The following is a 16,889-nucleotide window of genomic DNA, read 5'->3' on the forward strand; positions in this document are numbered from 1 at the left end:
AACAGCCGTCCGGATGCCTCCGTTAAAGCACAGGAAAAATTTAAGACGGGGACGCCAATTGCCGCGGCAATTGCAAAATCGCTTCCGCGTTCGACGACGAGAAGCATTTGTCGGCCGCTTCCAGATAAGGCAGCCACACATATTGCAAATGTTCGCGCGGACTCAGCGTGACGCCGATGTCGCGCGGCACTTGCACGCTGAACACATGTTCGGTGTTGTGCATGACGCCCGGTGCATAGCGGTGGCGCCAGACCGGATAGATTTCATAGATATTCGACACTTGCCAATCGCGCAGGCGGATCTGCAGACCATCGGCGGCGATGCCGGTTTCCTCGAACAATTCGCGCACTGCGGTATCGCGCAGGGACTCGTTGGGCGCGTCGAGCGAACCGGTCACCGATTGCCAGAAGCCGGGCTGGCCGGCACGCTCGATCAGCAGCACCTGCAAGTCGGCGGTATGAATCACGACCAGCACGGAAACGGGAATTTTATGGGTCATATCAAGAATGAAAAAGGCGCCTCGTCAGCGCCTTGCATAGCATTCAGAAATCATGGCCGCCCCGGCGGCGGCCATCGTGCTTAGAGCCTATCCCAGTAGATGAATACGCCCTCTTCTGGCGCCCCTCAGGAACGGGGACTGCGTTGATCGTCGTCGCGTGGCTCGCCACGCTTCCTCCTCACGCCTGGTCCGCGCTCCTGATGCGCGGCCAGAACAAGACGCTCACTACTGGGATAGGCTCTTAAGCGACTTTCGGCTCGGCGCTGCGCAAGCGGATGTGCAATTCGCGCAGTTGCTTCTCATCCACTTCCGACGGCGCTTGTGTCAGCAAACACTGGGCGCGCTGGGTTTTCGGGAAGGCGATCACGTCGCGGATCGAATCGGAACCGGTCATCATGGTCACGATACGGTCCAGGCCGAATGCCAGGCCGCCATGCGGAGGCGCACCGTATTGCAGCGCGTCGAGCAAGAAGCCGAATTTCAATTGCGCTTCTTCGGCGTCGATCTTCAAGGCGCGGAACACTTTGCTTTGCACTTCGGCGCGGTGGATACGGATCGAACCGCCGCCCAGTTCCCAGCCGTTCAAGACCATGTCGTAGGCCTTGGCGATGCAGGCGCCCGGATTGGTTTCCAGCATGTCTTCATGGCCGTCTTTCGGCGCCGTGAATGGATGGTGGGTCGCGGTCCAGCGGTCCGACTCTTCGTCGTAGTCGAACATCGGGAAGTCGACCACCCACAGTGGTTTCCAGGTGTCTTCGAACAGGCCGGCTTTCTTGCCGAAATCGCTGTGGCCGATCTTGACGCGCAGCGCGCCGATCGCGTCGTTGACGACCTTGGCCTTGTCGGCGCCAAAGAAGATCAAGTCGCCGTCCTGGGCGTTGGTCAGTTCGATGATTTGCGCCAGGGCGGCATCGTGCAAGTTCTTGACGATAGGCGATTGCAAGCCGTCGCGGCCTTTCGCTTTTTCATTGACCTTGATGTAGGCCAGGCCCTTGGCGCCGTAAATCGCGACGAATTGGGTGTATGCATCGATTTCCGAACGTGGCATCGCGCCGCCGCCCGGTACCAGCAAGCCGACCACGCGGCCGTTCGGCAGGTTCGCCGCGCCGGAGAAGACCTTGAAGTCGACATCTTTCATGACCTCGGTCAAGTCGGTGAACGCCATCTTGACGCGCATGTCCGGCTTGTCGGAACCGTATTTGCCCATCGCGGTCGCGTAATCCATCACCGGGAATGGGTTCGGCAGGCTGATGTCCAGCGTGTTCTTGAACACTTTGCGTATCATGTCTTCGAACAGGTCGCGGATTTCCTGTTCCGACAGGAACGAGGTTTCGCAATCGATCTGGGTGAATTCAGGCTGGCGGTCGGCGCGCAAGTCTTCGTCGCGGAAGCACTTGGTGATTTGGTAATAACGGTCGAAGTTGGCGACCATCAGCAATTGCTTGAACAATTGCGGCGATTGCGGCAGAGCAAAGAAGTTGCCCGCGTTCACGCGCGACGGCACCAGGTAATCGCGTGCGCCTTCCGGGGTCGACTTGGTCAGCATCGGGGTTTCGATGTCGATGAAGCCCAGTTCGTCCAGGTACTTGCGCACTTCCATCGTCACCTTGTAACGCAGGCGCAGGTTGTTTTGCATTTGCGGACGGCGCAGGTCCAGCACGCGGTGCGTCAAGCGGGTGGTTTCCGACAGGTTGTCGTCGTCCAGCTGGAACGGCGGGGTGACCGATGCGTTCAGCACTTCGAGCTGGCTGCACACGACTTCGATCTTGCCCGATTTCAAGTTGTTATTGATGGTGCCGTCGATACGGTTAGTCACCACGCCGGTGACGCGCAGGCAGAATTCATTGCGCACGATTTCGGCGACTTTGAAGACTTCGGCTTGTTCCGGATTGCAAACGATCTGGACCAGGCCTTCGCGGTCGCGCAAGTCGATGAAAATCACACCGCCATGGTCGCGGCGGCGATGTACCCAGCCGCACAGGCTGACGGTTTGTCCGAGCATGGCTTCAGTGACGAGGCCGCAGTATTGAGTACGCATTGACATAAATTTCTCAGTCCAGGTTAAATTAGCTAACTATTGTTCAATCCGGCCACGCCCCTGTCGCCAGGGGCGCGCGCCCTTATTCTTTGGCGGCCGGCGCCAGTTCGGGCGCCACCACGCCCATCGAGACGATGTACTTCAGCGCCGCGTCGACGCTCATGTCGAGCTCGACGACATCGCTGCGCGCCATCATCAGGAAGAACCCCGACGTCGGGTTCGGCGTGGTCGGCACATACACACTGACAAACTCGCCGACCAGGTGGTTCTTCACATCGCCGCCCGGCACGCCGGTCAAAAACGCGATGGTCCAGGAATTCTGGTGCGGATACGGCACCAGCACTGCCTTACGAAAAGCATTTCCGGACGATGAAAACAAGGTGTCCGACACTTGCTTGACGCTGGAATACAGCGAATTCACCACCGGTATGCGCTGCAACAACTTTTCCCACAGCTTCACAATGTAATTGCCGACCAGGTTATTGGTCAGCAAACCGGTCACGAACACAATCACTACCGTCAGTATCGTGCCCAGGCCGGGAATGTCAAAACCGAATAGCGTCTTCGGCTGCCAGCGTTGCGGCACAAACAGCAGCGACTGGTCCATGATGCTGATCACCAGGTTCAACACCCACAGCGTGATGGCCAGGGGAACCAGAATCAGCAAGCCGGTAATGAAATATTTACGCATTGATCTCTTTGTTATGGGCGTCGGAAAATGCCGGCGCCTTCCTCAGTCGGCCTTCGCTGGCACGGCCGGCGCGCTGGCAGGCGCGCTGTCGGCGGCCGGCGCGGCAGGCTTGGCGGCCGTGTCGGCAGGCCCGCTCGGCACCACCGTGGACGGCGCGGTACCGCCGCGGAAATCGGTGGCGTACCAGCCGGTACCCTTCAACTGGAAACCGGCAGCGGTCAATTGTTTCTTGAAAGTCGGTTTGCCGCAGGACAGGCACACCGTCAGCACTGGATCGGAAATCTTTTGCAAGACATCCTTGGCAAAACCACAATCATCACAGCGGTAAGCGTAAATCGGCATCACAACTCCGCAAAAATCATCAAAAACCCTGAATTATAAAGCTTTTTACGCGGGCTTACGGATTTCAGTGCCGCCGCCAGCCGGCAGCGCGACAAAAATCTGCGCCGCGACACGGCCGGCCCGCCCCCTTCCCCTGACTTTAATAAATAAATATGATTTCCCATATTGAAAATTGCTATTTTAAATATATTTAATTACAATATAATTTAATAACAAAATGCAATGCAAACAATGTAAGCCATCTACATCATCGAGGATCCCATGAAAAAAATCGCACTCGCAGCCCTGTTTTGCACCGTTTTCCATCCGGCAGTCGCGGCCACCGTCAGCCTGACGGAAAATTTTGACGACCTGAACGGCTGGACCCCGGCCAGCCATGGATCGTATGCCCATGTCATCGCCGACCCTACCGGCGGCAGCGGCAACGTGCTCGCCTTTGCAAGCGGTAATTCAGCCGGCGATATCTTCAGCCTGGGTACTTTTACTAGCGGTTATATCAATTTCGATTACTTTGGCGCAGCGGCGCTGGGCAGCAGCGGCGGCGGTTTTGTCGGCATCAGCGCCGGATTGCCCGGCACCCATCAATGGCTGGCGGGCAGCAGCCCTCACAACGGCACGCCCATGTCGCTGGTTAATAATGGCACATGGAATCACTATAGCATCGCCTTCAATGCCGCCAATGTCGGTGCCGGCGCAGCGCACCTGATGCTGGAACAATTCAGCACCAACATTCCCAACCAGGCGTATTTCAGGAACTTGACGGTGTCGGACACGCCGCTGGCCGCCGTGCCGGAACCTGAAACTTATGCGATGCTGCTGGCAGGTTTGGGCTTGATCGGTTTTAGCCTGCGCCGCCGTCAAGCAGCCGCGCGCTAACGGCATGCTGGCGGCGGCGCCAGATCATCCAGCGCTCCTTGCCGGCGAACACCGGGATCGAATCGTCGGCCGGCTGGTCGGCGATACACTCGAAGTCAGTCTGCAATAAACTGTCGAGTTGCGCGCGCTCGATGCCGAATGGCGGCCCTTTGATTGCCTGATCGAAAAAGAAATAACCGGCCAACAAGGCGCCGGGGGCCAGCAATTGCGCCCAGCGCGCCGCCACCTTGGGCCACATGGCGCGCGGCATGGCGCACAGGAACGCCCGCTCGTAAATCAGGTCCAGCGGCCGGGCCGGCTCAAAGGCGAAGAAGTCCGCTTCCAGCACCCGCCCGCCCCACTGGCCGGCGGCCGCGCGCGCGGCACTGACCGCCGCCGGCGCAAAATCGATGGCGGTGGCATCCCAGCCGGCATTCGACATGAAAGCCAGCTCGTACGCCGAACCGCAGCCGGGAATCAGGCAACGCTGCGCTGTGCCGGACGCTTGCACAAACCGGCGCAACGCAGCCGGTACGCCGCCATGGTCCCACGGCATGAAATGGCGCTTAAAACGCTCATCCCAAAAACCGGGAGACAAGGGATCGCGCTGTTCGAACTTGCCCATGTGACCGGTCCCAGTTTACAACAGGCTATGCCAGCGCATCAGCAATTGGAAACCCAGCGCGCCTATCGTGAACGCGCCGACAAAATATACGACAAAGCTGAGCAGGCGATTGGTATGCTGCTGTTCCGCAATCAAGCTTTTCAGCAATTCGGCGTCGTTGCCGAGCGCTTCGCCGGACACGCTCAAGGCGCGGTGCACCAGCCGCGGCAATTGCGGGAAGATGTGCGCATACCGCGGCGCTTCCGCCTTCAGCCGTTCCATCAAGCCTTGAAAACCAACCTGGTCGGACATCCAGTTTTCCAGGTAGGGCTTGGCGGTTTTCCACAAATCCAGGTCGGGATCGAGCTGGCGCCCCAGCCCTTCGATATTGAGCAAGGTTTTTTGCAGCAATACCAGTTGCGGCTGGACTTCGACATTAAAGCGGCGCGAGGTCTGGAACAGCCGCAGCAGGATCTGGCCGAACGAAATATCTTTCAGCGGCCGGTCGAAAATCGGTTCGCAGCAGGCGCGCACCGCCGCTTCCAGTTCATCGACGCGGGTTTCCTTCGGCGCCCAGCCCGATTCGATGTGCGCCTCGGCAACGCGTTTGTAATCGCGGCGGAAGAACGCCAGGAAGTTTTGCGACAGATAATCCTTGTCGAAATCGTTCAGCGTGCCGACGATGCCGAAATCGAGGGCGATATAACGGCCAAACGATTCCGGCGCGACCGATACCAGGATATTGCCCGGATGCATATCCGCATGGAAAAAACCATCGCGGAACACTTGGGTAAAGAAAATCTCCACGCCATCGCTGGACAGTTTTTTCAAGTCCACGCCAGCCGCTTCCAGGCGGTCGATTTGCGACACCGGGATGCCATACATGCGTTCCATCACGATCACGCTGCTGGAGCAATAATCCCAATGCATTTCCGGTACCAGCAGCAATTTGGAATGGGCGAAATTGCGCCGCAACTGGCTGGCGTTGGCCGCCTCGCGCATCAGATCTAATTCGTCGTGCAAGTATTTATCGAACTCGCCGACCACTTCCTTCGGCTTCAAGCGCTTGCTGTCGGCCCAGATGCGGCCGATCCACTCAGCCGCGATATGCATCAGCGCAACGTCTTCATCGATCAGCTTTTTCATGCCGGGGCGTAACACCTTGACGGCGACTTCCTTGCCATTTTTTAAGGTCGCAAAATGCACCTGGGCAATCGACGCCGACGCCACCGGCACCCGCTCGAAGTTGGCAAACAGTTGGTCGGGATGGGCGCCCAGCGACCTGGTGATTTGCGCCACCGCCAGGTCGGAATCGAAGGGCGGCACGCGGTCTTGCAGGCGCGCCAGTTCATCGGCCAGGTCGGGCGGCATCAAGTCGCGGCGGGTCGACAGCACCTGGCCGAACTTGACGAAAATCGGGCCCAGCTCTTCCAGCGCCATGCGCATCCGTTCGCCGCGCGGCGCGGACAGGTCGCGCCAGAAAATCATGGTATCGATCAGCTTGGCGGTACGCGGCACTTTCAAGCCGGAAATGGCAATTTCATCGAGGCCGTACTTGATCGACACCCGCAGGATTTTGAGCAGCCGTAAGAATTTCAATATCATTTATGATCCAGTGAGGGTGTCTGCCCTTGCGGCGCGGCGCCCGCTGCCGCTTGTAACGCCAGGTTTTTTTCCAGCTTTTCGATGCGCTTGCTGATCCGCTCGACATCGTCGCGCAAGCGCACCACGTCGCTTGATAAGGCATCGACGGCGGCCGGACGCACCAGCAATGGTTGTTCTTCCAGGAAATATTCGGCGACGTTTTCCGCCAGTTTTTGCTGGCCGGTGCGCACCGCCGCGACGGCGGCCCTGGCGCCGGACACCATGCGCGTCGCGGCAATCGGCCCGAACAGCTTTTCCAGGTCGTACTCGGCTTCCCAGCGCAAGCTTTTGCTCAATTGCGAAATCGTATTGGCGAATTCGGCGTCGCCTTCAATCTTGACGTAGGAAAAGGCCCGCTCGCGGTTGTGCAGAATCAGCGGCAAGTCGGACCATTTGACCCGTATCGTCACTTGCGCCGGCGCATCGGCCGGGCCAGCCTCGACATAACCGTCGGCGCCGACGCGCAGACGCAGCACCAGCGCGCCGGTATCGATGCAGGCCAGCTTGCCGCCATGTAAGGCGAGTTGTTGCCGCGCCCACGGCTCTTGTCCCAGCAAATGGTTGATGGAAGCAATAGCCGGCGTCATATACGATGGAAGGGAGATAGGCATAAAAAGCATTCAATCTGCGCAAAACGGCGCCCTACAAAATAAAACCGCCCGGAAAAAGCGCGGGCGGTTTCGATCTTACCAGCTTGCCGGGCAATCGCGCGGCAAGCTCATGAAATTAGTGCGCTGGCACTCTGCACTCTTCATCAAGCCAGTTGCTGTATCCCCGCCAGCACCCAGCCGGTATTGCCGGAAAGCGGCTTCGACATATTCCACACTTCCGAGAACGGTTCCGGCGCCGCGTTCGGCGCGGAACGGATCTGGCCGGTGAACTTGACGCTGGCCAGGTAGTCGGTGGCGCCCGTTTCGATGCCCAGCAATTCGGCGTCGATCGTCACGACATCGGTGAAATCGGTGTTGGCGCCGCGTTCCTGGATTTGCATTTTCAGCTCGGCATACACTTCCGGCGTCGTAAATTCGCGGATATCGTTGACGTCGGCCTTGTCCCACGCCGCTTGCAGGCGGATGAAGTTGGACTTGGCATGGCGCAAGAACGCCACGCTATCGAAGTCGGCCGGCACGCCCCACTGGGCGTTCGCGGCAGGCTTGTCCAAAGTCACGCCGGAAGTTGACGCGGCCGGCTGGAACGCCTGTGGCTGCAGGCGCGAACCGATTTCCGGAACATTGCTGGAATTGCCATAATTTCCTGCGCCTTGCGGCTGCGGGTTATTGCCGCCAAAACCGGAAAATGGCGTGCTATTGCCACTATTAGCAGCCGCTTTGCCGCGCACCAGGCGATAGATGAAGAAAGCGGCCAGCGCCAGCAAGGCGATCATCAGCAGCGAGCCGATCATGCTGGCAAAGGCGCCGCCCAGACCGAAATGCGACAGCAGCGCGCCCAGGCCCAGGCCCAGCAAGGCGCCGCCAAGGATGCCTTTCCAGCGGCTAGGCGCTTTGGGCGCGGCAGCCGGCGCAGGCGCCGGTGCTGGAGCGGGTTGGGCCTGGCGTGGCGCCGGCGCGGGCGCCGGCGCGTGTGGCTGGCGGCTGACGTTTTGCGACTGGCGGCCGAACGAACCGCCGCCGCCGACGCGCCGCGCGGATGCCTCGCTCAACATGGACATGGTCGTCACCGCCAGCATCAGGCACACCAAAAATTTCTTCATCTTCATTTCGTCTCCTACATTTTGATGCCAGTATGCAAAGCGGCCACACCAGCGGTCAAATTAAAATACTGGACCCTTTCGAGGCCCGCGTCTTGCATCATCGATTTCAGGGTTTCCTGATCGGGGTGCATACGGATCGACTCGGCCAGATAGCGGTAACTATCGGCATCGCCGGCGACTTTCTGGCCCAGCCACGGCAATACCGAGAACGAATACAAATCGTACGGTTTTTGCAGCGGCTTGGCCACTTTCGAGAATTCCAGTACCAGCAACTTGCCGCCGGGTTTCAGCACGCGGCGCATTTCCGCCAGCGCCTGGTCCTTGTGCGTCATATTACGCAAGCCGAACGCCACGCTGACACGGTCGAAATAGTTATCAGGAAAAGGTAATTTTTCAGCATCACACAGCAAGGTTGGGGTCAATAAGCCACGATTCAAGAGGCGATCGCGGCCAACGCGCAACATCGACTCGTTAATATCGGTCAACCAGACCTCGCCGGTCGGGCCGGCCTGCCTGGCGAATACCTTGGCCAGGTCGCCGGTGCCGCCGGCGATATCGAGCACCTTGAAGCCCGGACGCACCGCGGCGTTGGCGATGGTGAAGGTTTTCCACAGACGGTGCAAACCGGCCGACATGAAGTCGTTCATCACGTCGTACTTGGCGGCGACGGAGTGAAACACCTTGGCGACTTCGCGCACTTTGTCGTCTTCTGAAACTGTTTTGTAACCGAAATGAGTGGTATTGGTCATGATAAGCAGCCTGATTGATCTGGCTGCATTATACAAGCGGGCCGGTTCTTTTGAGCGTCTTGTTCTGGCCGCGCATCAGGAGCGCGGACCAGGCGTGAGGAGGAAGCGTGGCGAGCCACGCGACGACGATCAACGCAGTCCCCGTTCCTGAGGAGCGCCAGAACAGGGCGTATTCATCTACTGGGATAGGCTCTTAGCCGAACCGGAGCAAATAACTAGCCTGTTTTCAGGCAGCTTTGATCAATGCTGATGCCCGCAGCCATGCCCGGAAGACGCCGCCACCTGCACCGCCGCGCTGCTTTCGCGGCCGCTATCGCCAGGGTAGCCGGCCGCGTGCAGGCTGTGCACGTAGTCCAGCCACAGCTGGTCTTGCTCGGCGCCCAGCCGGTACAGGTATTCCCAGGTGTACAAGCCGGTATTGTGGCCATCGCTGAAGGTCGGCTGCACCGCGTAGTTGCCGACCGGCTCCAGGCCGGCCAGGCCGACTTCGCGCTTGCCTAATTGCAGCACTTCCTGGCCCTTGCCATGGCCGCGCACTTCGGCCGATGGCGAATACACGCGCAGCAGTTCGAACGGCAGCGAAAAAGTCGCGCCATCGTCGAACGCCACTTCCAGCACGCGTGATTTGTTGTGGATCGTCAAGCCGGTCGGCTGGGGAGTTGGTTTGCTTGCAGTCATGATTTTTTCTTTTCAGGCAGACAGACGCTGGCGGATCGCGGCCCGCAATTGCGGCACCAGCGCGCGGCGCGCGGCCAGCACGTCTGGCGGCGTTGCACGCTGCACCGGCGCCCAGCTTGGATACGGGAAATGCGCATCGTCACGATAACGCGGTATCACATGCCAATGCACGTGTGGCGTCATGTTACCAAAACTGGCGAGATTGATTTTTTCCGGCAGCATGATGTCGCGCTGGGCCAGTTCGACTTGCCACACCACGTCCATCACGTAGTTGCGTTCGCCAGCCGTCAAGTCGGTCATTTCCTTGACGTGCTTATTCCACACCACCCGGCAAAAACCGGGATAGGCGGCATCGTCGACCAGCACCACCGACAATTTTTCGCTGCGCCAGATCAAGGCCGGGCCATCTTTCGCCAGGCCGGCCAGCAGCGTGCACAAATCACAAGAGTCGCTCATACCAGCACCCGTTCGATGCCGCCGTCATTGGCGCGCTTGACGTAATCCGGCAACCAGTTCTCGCCCAGCAAGTGCTTGGCGATCTCGACCACGATGTAGTCGGCGCTGGTGCCCGAATCGTCGTTGTAGCGCGACAAGCCTTGCAGGCACGACGGGCAGCTGGTCAGGATCTTGACGTCGCCGCCAAAACCGTCGGCGCGCAGCTTGTCCGCGCCCTTGACCATTTCCTCTTCCTTGCGGAAGCGCACTTGCGTCGAAATATCCGGCCGCGTCACCGCCAGCGAACCCGATTCGCCGCAGCAGCGATCGTTTTTCTCGATCTTGATATTGTCTACCGTGCTGATCAGCGAGTTGATGGTCTTGCCCGATTCTTGCAACTTCATCGGGTTATGGCAAGGCTCGTGGTACATATAGCGGGTGCCGTTGACGCCTTCCAGCTTGACGTTTTTCTCCAGCAGATATTCATGGATATCCATGATGCGGCAGCCCGGGAAAATCTTTTCAAACTGGTAAGTCGCCAATTGGTCGTAGCAGGTGCCGCACGACACCAGCACGGTCTTGATGTCGAGGTAATTGAGCGTATTGGCCATGCGGTGGAACAGCACGCGGTTATCCGTCATCATCTTTTCTGCCTTGTCGAACTCGCCGGCGCCGCGCTGCGGATAACCGCAGCACAGATAGCCAGGCGGCAACACGGTTTGCACGCCGACTTCCCACAACATCGCTTGCGTGGCCAGCCCGACTTGCGAGAACAGCCGCTCCGAGCCGCAACCGGGGAAATAGAACACGGCTTCGGTATCGGCGGTGGTCTTGGCCGGATTGCGGATGATCGGGATCACCTTGTCGTCTTCGATATCGAGCAAGGCGCGCGCGGTTTTCTTCGGCAAGTTACCCGGCATTTTCTTGTTGATGAAATGAATCACCTGGGCCTTGACGGGTGGCTTGCCGGTCGATGGCGGCGGCGCCTTGGTCTGTTTCTTGGCGAATTTCTTCAGCAAGTCATTCCCCAGCCGCTGCGCCTTGTAACCCCAGCCGATCATGACCTTGCGGGTGGCGTTGATGGTCACCGGATCGGTGGCGTTCAAGAACAGCATGGTCGCCTTGGTGCCGGGATTAAAGCTTTTCTTGTCCATCTTGCGCAGCAAGTTGCGCATATTCATCGACACATCGCCGAAATCGATATTCACCGGGCACGGCGTCACGCATTTGTGGCACACGGTGCAATGGTCGGCGACGTCCTCGAACTCTTCCCAGTGCTTGATCGAAATGCCGCGCCGGGTTTGTTCTTCATACAGGAAGGCTTCGATCAGCGACGAGGTCGCCAAAATCTTGTCGCGCGGCGAATACAGCAAGTTGGCGCGCGGCACGTGGGTCGAACATACCGGTTTGCATTTACCGCAACGCAAGCAATCCTTGACGCTGTCGGCGATCGCGCCGATATCGCTTTGCTGCATGATCAGCGATTCATGGCCCATCAAGCCGAACGATGGCGTGTAGGCATTGCGCAAGTCGGCGCCCATGCCTTCCAGGTTCAGCAATTTACCCTTGTTGAAGCGGCCTTCCGGATCGATGCGCTGCTTGTAGCTGCGAAATTCGCCGATTTCATCCTCGGTCAGGAATTCCAGCTTGGTGATGCCGATGCCATGCTCGCCCGAAATGACGCCATTCAGCGAACGGGCCAGCACCATGATGCGCGCCACGGCTTCATGCGCGTCTTGCAGCATTTCATAATTGTCCGAATTGACCGGCAAGTTGGTGTGCACATTGCCGTCGCCGGCATGCATGTGCAGCGCGACGAACACGCGCGAACGCAAGATGCGCGCATGGATCGCAGTCGCTTCGTCGAGGATCAGCTTGAATGCCGCGCCGTTGAAAATTTGCCGCAAATGGGCGCGGATTTCCTGCTTCCAGGTAATGCGCACGGTGCGGTCCTGCACCACGTCGAACAACGTCGCGTCGGGCTGCTGCGCCAAGCGGGCCTCGAATACCGGCCCCAGCCGTTCCAGGCCCAGTTGTGCCAGTTGCTCCTTGACGGCGTGCAGCGGCTGGTCCAGTTGCGCCAGCACATAGGTCCAGCGCGCCGTTACCTGTTCCAGCAGCGCACTGGCCTGATGCACCCGGTCGCCGAGCATTTCCGCATCGTCGACGCGGTCGTCGGACGCATCGTCGCTCTTGCCGACTGGCAGGTTGCCAGCGGCAAAAAAATCGCTCAAGGCATGCGCCAGTTGCAGCTTGTTCTTGATCGACAATTCGATATTGATACGCTCGATGCCGTCGGTGTATTCGCCCATGCGATTGAGCGGGATCACCACGTCTTCATTGATCTTGAACGCATTGGTATGCTTGGCGATCGCCGCCGTGCGGGCACGGTCCAGCCAGAATTTCTTGCGCGCTTCCGGGCTGACGGCGACAAAACCTTCGCCGACCCGCGTGTTGGCAATGCGCACGACTTCCGACGCGGCTTGCGCGACAGCGTTTTCATCGTCGCCGACGATATCGCCGAACAAGGCCATCTTCGGCAGCACGCCCCGTTTCGACTTGGTGGCGTAACCGACGGCGCGCAAATAACGCTCGTCCAGATGTTCCAGCCCGGCCAGGCGGATGGTGCTGAATTGCTCGCCCTTGGCCGGCAAGCCGTCCAGGTAATCCTTGATTTCGACGATAGACGGGATCGCATCGCGCGCCTGGCCAAAGAATTCCAGGCAGACGGTGCGGGCGAATTTCGGCATCTTGTGCAAGATCCAGCGCGCCGACGTGATCAAGCCGTCGCAACCCTCTTTCTGGATGCCCGGCAAGCCGGCCAGGAATTTGTCGGTGACATCCTTGCCCAGGCCTTCCTTGCGGAATTTGCGGCCCGGAATTTCCAGGATCTCGGTCTTGAAGGGCGCGTTCGGCTTGCCGACGTCGCGGGTGCTCGGGTGGCGCCATTCCAGCTTGAAACGCGCCAGCGCGATATCGTGGATCTTGCCCAGGTTATGGTCGAGCCGCGTCACGTCCAGCCAGTCGCCATTCGGGTCCACCATGCGCCACGACGCCAGGTTATCCAGCGCGGTGCCCCACAGCACGGCCTTTTTCCCGCCAGCATTCATCGCGACGTTGCCGCCGATACACGATGCATGGGCCGAGGTCGGATCGACGGCAAACACGAAGCCGGCCCGCTCGGCCGCTTCCGACACCTTGTTGGTGATCACGCCGGCGCCCGAGTGTATCGTCGCGTATTCGTGATCCAGTCCCGGCAGCACAGTCATTTCGACGGCGCCCAGCGTGATCAGTTTTTCGGTATTGATCACCGCCGACAGCGGCGTCAGCGGAATCGCGCCGCCGGTGTAGCCGGTGCCGCCGCCGCGCGGGATGATCGTCAATCCCAATTCGATACAGCCCTTGACCAGGCCGGCCATTTCTTCTTCGGTATCCGGCGTCAGCACGACGAACGGATACTCGACGCGCCAGTCGGTGGCGTCGGTGACGTGCGCCACGCGCGACATGCCGTCGAACTTGATATTGTGTTTTTCGGTGTAGCGGCCCAGCACCTTGACGGTGCGCTTGCGCAAGTCGTAGGTCTTGCGGAATTCTTCGCCGAAATCGGCCACCGCCTTGCTGGCCGCTTTCAGCAACGCTTCCACATTGGCGCTGCGCTGCGCCGTGTCGGCCGCCGCATTGGCCACCTCATCGCTAACGGCGTCAGCCGCGCTGTCGACCGTCAGGCGGCGCTTGTCGACTTCGGACAAACGGTGCTGCAAGGCGTCGATCAGCCCCTGGCGGCGCTTCGGATTGTCGAGCAAGTCGTCTTGCAGATAGGGATTGCGGCGCACCACCCAGATATCGCCCAGCACTTCATACAGCATGCGCGCCGAACGTCCGGTTTGACGGGAACCGCGCAAAACGTCGAGCAAGCGCCAGGAGTCCTCCCCCAACAGCCGTATCACGATCTCACGATCGGAAAACGAGGTGTAGTTATAAGGGATTTCGCGCAGCCGTGTCGCTGCGGGACCATTTGGCGTTTCAGCCAGCAAAGCTTTGATGTGTGCGGGGGCGTTCATTGTTTGTGGTGACGAAGTTGACAGACCCTAAAGAGAACCCATTCTAGCTTATTGCGCCGCACCATGCCGTAACAGCCTTATAGGGCCGAAGGATAAAAGCAGGCCGACATAGCCATGACTCGTATGGGAAAAAGTCATTTTATGCAAATTTTAAATGCCGGGGGCGGTCATTTTAATAAAAATCTGCCAAGACAATAAAACTTTGCAAAATAATCAACTTTATCTGTTTCAAGCCAGCCAATCGCCGATGCGTTGCCATGCGCCGTCAGGAACATACAGCAGCAAGGTGGTCATCGTCAGATAGCGCACCAGTTTGCCGACAGCCATGTAGACGACGCTGGGCCAGAACGGCAGCTTGAGCCAGCCGGCCAGCGTGCATAGCGGATCGCCGATGCCGGGCAGCCAGGCCAGCAGCATGGTTTTCGGGCCGTAGCGCGCCAGCCAGCGGAACCAGCGCGTCTCGCGCTCCCTGGCAAACGCCTGCTTGGCGCGGTAGCCCATCCAGTAATCGACGGCGCCGCCCAGCGTATTGCCGACCGTGGCCACCGCGATCACGGCCCAGTACAGCGAGGGATTGGCCTTGATCACGGCGAAGACCGCGGGCTCCGAGCCCAAAGGCAACAAGGTGGCGGAAATGAAACTGATGATGAAGACCGAGGTCAGCCCCACTTCCGGCGCCGCGATCAGATGCAGCAGCCAGGCAATTGCAGATTCGATCATCGAACTCTTTGAGATAGGCTAAAGTAGTCCATTATAATGAAGTGCAACATGCGCACAGTACAAGCAATGCAACATTGACGCCCGGCTCACAGGCCGGCGGCGACTGGTTTGCCGCCTCCAGCCATCCGCGGGACCGGGCGCGCCATCTTGCATCGATGAAGTAATGAATCAAGCAATGAATCCGTTCCACTACAAGTTCCAGTACTTGCTGGCCCAGCACCACTTTGTTTGCAGACTATGACTATCGATTACCTCAAGAAAATCCTGACCGCCCGCGTCTATGACGTCGCCTCCGAAACACCGCTGGAATTCGCGCCGACGCTGTCGCAGCGCGTCGACAACCAGATTTACTTCAAGCGCGAAGACATGCAAAGCGTGTTCAGCTTCAAGGTGCGCGGTGCATACAACAAGATGGCCCATTTGAGCGAGGCGCAATTGAAGCGCGGCGTGATTTGCGCGTCGGCCGGCAACCACGCGCAAGGCGTGGCACTATCGGCGGCGAAACTCGGCTGCCGCGCGCTGGTCGTGATGCCGACCACCACCCCGCCATTGAAAATCGAAGCGGTGCGCGCGCGCGGCGGCGCCGATGTCGAAATCGTGCTGTTCGGCGACTCCTACACCGACGCCTACAACCATGCGCTGACGCTGGAAAAAGAACAGAAGCTGACCTTCGTGCACCCGTTCGACGATCCCGACGTGATCGCCGGGCAAGGCACGGTCGGCATGGAAATCCTGCGCCAGCACGCCGGCCCGATCCATGCGATCTTCATCGCCATCGGCGGCGGCGGCTTGATCGCCGGCGTGGCGGCCTATGTCAAACAGATCCGCCCGGACATCAAGATCATCGGCGTGCAAACCGTCGATTCGGATGCGATGGCGCGCAGCCTGCGCGCCGGCGAACGCGTCACGCTGCCGGATGTCGGCCTGTTTTCGGACGGCACCGCGGTGCGCCTGGTCGGCGAAGAAACCTTCCGCCTGGCCCAGCAATATGTCGATGACATCATCATCGTCGATACCGACGCCATCTGCGCCGCGATCAAGGACGTGTTCACCGATACCCGCAGCATCCTGGAACCGGCCGGCGCGCTGGCGGTGGCCGGCGCCAAGGCATATATCGAACGGGCCAGCTTCACCAGGCACCCGGTCAGGAATGAAACGCTGATCACCATCGCCTGCGGCGCGAACATGAATTTCGACCGCCTGCGCTTTGTCGCCGAGCGCGCCGAACTGGGCGAGGCGCGCGAAGCCGTGTTCGCCGTCACGATGCGCGAACAGCGCGGCAGCTTCAAGCGTTTTTGCGCACTGGTCGGCGCGCGCAACGTCACCGAATTCAATTACCGCATCAGCGACGCCGAGGCGGCGCATGTGTTTGTCGGCATCCAGATCGCCAACCGCCACGAATCGAGCGTGCTGGCCAAGTCGTTCGAAGAACATGACTACAAGACGCTGGACCTGACCCATGACGAACTGGCCAAGGCCCACTTGCGGCACCTGGTCGGCGGCAAGAGTTCACTGGCGCACGACGAGTTGCTGTACCGCTTTGAATTCCCGGAGCGTCCAGGCGCACTGATGCGTTTCCTCGACAGCATGGCGCCGAACTGGAATATTTCCCTGTGCCATTACCGCAGCCAGGGCGGCGACGTCGGCCGCATCCTGATCGGCTTGCAGGTGCCGCAAGATGAAATGGCGGAATTCGGCCAGTTCCTCGCGACGCTGGGCTATCGTTACTGGGACGAAAGCAATAATCCGGTGTATAAACTGTTCCTCGGTTAAACCGCCGCGGCCGCATCGCCCTCCGTGGAGCTGCGGCCGAACTCCTGCATGAAGACCTCAGTTGGGCTACCATGCGGCCTTGACCGAAT

At 59.5% G+C, this 16,889-nt stretch carries 15 protein-coding genes; 2 read left to right on the top strand and 13 right to left on the bottom strand.

Going from position 1 to position 16,889, the window contains the following annotated elements:
• Positions 1–40: 40 nt before the first annotated feature.
• The 4 genes from nudB to GJA_RS22505 form a co-directional block, all read right to left on the bottom strand.
• Positions 41–499 carry a dihydroneopterin triphosphate diphosphatase gene (gene nudB, locus GJA_RS22490; protein WP_038496830.1) on the bottom strand — a complete coding sequence of 153 codons (459 nt, stop codon included), beginning with the start codon at positions 497–499 and terminating at the stop codon, positions 41–43.
• Between the two features lie 241 nt (positions 500–740).
• Positions 741–2,537 (bottom strand): aspartate--tRNA ligase, encoded by a 1,797-nt coding sequence (gene aspS / locus GJA_RS22495; protein ID WP_038496833.1) that lies wholly within the window; start codon positions 2,535–2,537, stop codon positions 741–743.
• Positions 2,538–2,619: 82 nt separating this feature from the next.
• A complete protein-coding gene (locus GJA_RS22500; RefSeq protein WP_038496837.1) occupies positions 2,620–3,228 on the bottom strand; it encodes a DUF502 domain-containing protein in 609 nt (202 codons plus the stop codon).
• Positions 3,229–3,270: 42 nt separating this feature from the next.
• Complete coding sequence (locus GJA_RS22505; protein WP_038496839.1) at positions 3,271–3,570, bottom strand: FmdB family zinc ribbon protein; 300 nt, start codon at positions 3,568–3,570, stop codon at positions 3,271–3,273.
• A gap of 261 nt (positions 3,571–3,831) precedes the next feature.
• Here GJA_RS22505 and GJA_RS28015 point away from each other — a divergent pair, with 261 nt between their 5' ends.
• Positions 3,832–4,446: a PEPxxWA-CTERM sorting domain-containing protein gene (locus tag GJA_RS28015; RefSeq protein WP_038496842.1), complete on the top strand. Its 615-nt coding sequence runs from the start codon at positions 3,832–3,834 to the stop codon at positions 4,444–4,446.
• Here the strand turns inward: GJA_RS28015 and GJA_RS22515 are convergent.
• The 9 genes from GJA_RS22515 to GJA_RS22555 all read right to left on the bottom strand — a co-directional run bounded on the left by GJA_RS22515 (position 4,412) and on the right by GJA_RS22555 (position 15,027).
• A complete protein-coding gene (locus GJA_RS22515; protein ID WP_051781256.1) occupies positions 4,412–5,050 on the bottom strand; it encodes a methyltransferase in 639 nt (212 codons plus the stop codon). The genes GJA_RS28015 and GJA_RS22515 overlap by 35 nt on opposite strands.
• A gap of 15 nt (positions 5,051–5,065) precedes the next feature.
• Positions 5,066–6,634 (bottom strand): ubiquinone biosynthesis regulatory protein kinase UbiB, encoded by a 1,569-nt coding sequence (gene ubiB / locus GJA_RS22520; RefSeq protein ID WP_038496844.1) that lies wholly within the window; start codon positions 6,632–6,634, stop codon positions 5,066–5,068.
• Entirely contained in the window at positions 6,631–7,284 is a 654-nt protein-coding gene (locus GJA_RS22525; protein WP_242404605.1) for a ubiquinone biosynthesis accessory factor UbiJ, read from the bottom strand. Before GJA_RS22525 ends, ubiB begins: the two co-directional genes overlap by 4 nt.
• Before the next feature lie 143 nt (positions 7,285–7,427).
• Complete coding sequence (locus GJA_RS22530) at positions 7,428–8,390, bottom strand: Tim44 domain-containing protein (RefSeq protein ID WP_038496850.1); 963 nt, start codon at positions 8,388–8,390, stop codon at positions 7,428–7,430.
• 8 nt (positions 8,391–8,398) lie between these two features.
• Positions 8,399–9,133, bottom strand: a complete 735-nt coding sequence (ubiE, locus tag GJA_RS22535) for a bifunctional demethylmenaquinone methyltransferase/2-methoxy-6-polyprenyl-1,4-benzoquinol methylase UbiE (RefSeq protein ID WP_038496853.1) — start codon at positions 9,131–9,133, stop codon at positions 8,399–8,401.
• Between the two features lie 240 nt (positions 9,134–9,373).
• Positions 9,374–9,811 (bottom strand): gamma-butyrobetaine hydroxylase family protein, encoded by a 438-nt coding sequence (locus GJA_RS22540; RefSeq protein ID WP_038496856.1) that lies wholly within the window; start codon positions 9,809–9,811, stop codon positions 9,374–9,376.
• A 12-nt stretch (positions 9,812–9,823) separates the two neighbouring features.
• Entirely contained in the window at positions 9,824–10,267 is a 444-nt protein-coding gene (locus tag GJA_RS22545; RefSeq protein ID WP_038496859.1) for an HIT family protein, read from the bottom strand.
• Positions 10,264–14,307 (bottom strand): DUF3683 domain-containing protein, encoded by a 4,044-nt coding sequence (locus tag GJA_RS22550; RefSeq protein WP_038496861.1) that lies wholly within the window; start codon positions 14,305–14,307, stop codon positions 10,264–10,266. Before GJA_RS22550 ends, GJA_RS22545 begins: the two co-directional genes overlap by 4 nt.
• Before the next feature lie 228 nt (positions 14,308–14,535).
• Positions 14,536–15,027, bottom strand: coding sequence for a YqaA family protein (locus GJA_RS22555; RefSeq protein ID WP_038496863.1), 492 nt, complete (start codon positions 15,025–15,027; stop codon positions 14,536–14,538).
• Positions 15,028–15,264: 237 nt separating this feature from the next.
• Here GJA_RS22555 and ilvA point away from each other — a divergent pair, with 237 nt between their 5' ends.
• On the top strand, positions 15,265–16,800 hold the full coding sequence (ilvA, locus tag GJA_RS22560; protein ID WP_038496866.1) for a threonine ammonia-lyase, biosynthetic: 1,536 nt from the start codon (positions 15,265–15,267) through the stop codon (positions 16,798–16,800).
• Positions 16,801–16,889 lie beyond the last annotated feature (89 nt).

The sequence above is a fragment of the Janthinobacterium agaricidamnosum NBRC 102515 = DSM 9628 genome (assembly GCF_000723165.1).
Lineage (GTDB): Bacteria > Pseudomonadota > Gammaproteobacteria > Burkholderiales > Burkholderiaceae_D > Janthinobacterium > Janthinobacterium agaricidamnosum.

Coding starts and splice junctions, on each gene's coding strand:
- nudB (WP_038496830.1), bottom strand. CDS start 499: ATGACCCATAAAATTCCCGTTTCCGTGCTGGTCGTGATTCATACCGCC.
- aspS (WP_038496833.1), bottom strand. CDS start 2,537: ATGCGTACTCAATACTGCGGCCTCGTCACTGAAGCCATGCTCGGACAA.
- GJA_RS22500 (WP_038496837.1), bottom strand. CDS start 3,228: ATGCGTAAATATTTCATTACCGGCTTGCTGATTCTGGTTCCCCTGGCC.
- GJA_RS22505 (WP_038496839.1), bottom strand. CDS start 3,570: ATGCCGATTTACGCTTACCGCTGTGATGATTGTGGTTTTGCCAAGGAT.
- GJA_RS28015 (WP_038496842.1), top strand. CDS start 3,832: ATGAAAAAAATCGCACTCGCAGCCCTGTTTTGCACCGTTTTCCATCCG.
- GJA_RS22515 (WP_051781256.1), bottom strand. CDS start 5,050: ATGGGCAAGTTCGAACAGCGCGATCCCTTGTCTCCCGGTTTTTGGGAT.
- ubiB (WP_038496844.1), bottom strand. CDS start 6,634: ATGATATTGAAATTCTTACGGCTGCTCAAAATCCTGCGGGTGTCGATC.
- GJA_RS22525 (WP_242404605.1), bottom strand. CDS start 7,284: ATGCCTATCTCCCTTCCATCGTATATGACGCCGGCTATTGCTTCCATC.
- GJA_RS22530 (WP_038496850.1), bottom strand. CDS start 8,390: ATGAAGATGAAGAAATTTTTGGTGTGCCTGATGCTGGCGGTGACGACC.
- ubiE (WP_038496853.1), bottom strand. CDS start 9,133: ATGACCAATACCACTCATTTCGGTTACAAAACAGTTTCAGAAGACGAC.
- GJA_RS22540 (WP_038496856.1), bottom strand. CDS start 9,811: ATGACTGCAAGCAAACCAACTCCCCAGCCGACCGGCTTGACGATCCAC.
- GJA_RS22545 (WP_038496859.1), bottom strand. CDS start 10,267: ATGAGCGACTCTTGTGATTTGTGCACGCTGCTGGCCGGCCTGGCGAAA.
- GJA_RS22550 (WP_038496861.1), bottom strand. CDS start 14,307: ATGAACGCCCCCGCACACATCAAAGCTTTGCTGGCTGAAACGCCAAAT.
- GJA_RS22555 (WP_038496863.1), bottom strand. CDS start 15,027: ATGATCGAATCTGCAATTGCCTGGCTGCTGCATCTGATCGCGGCGCCG.
- ilvA (WP_038496866.1), top strand. CDS start 15,265: ATGACTATCGATTACCTCAAGAAAATCCTGACCGCCCGCGTCTATGAC.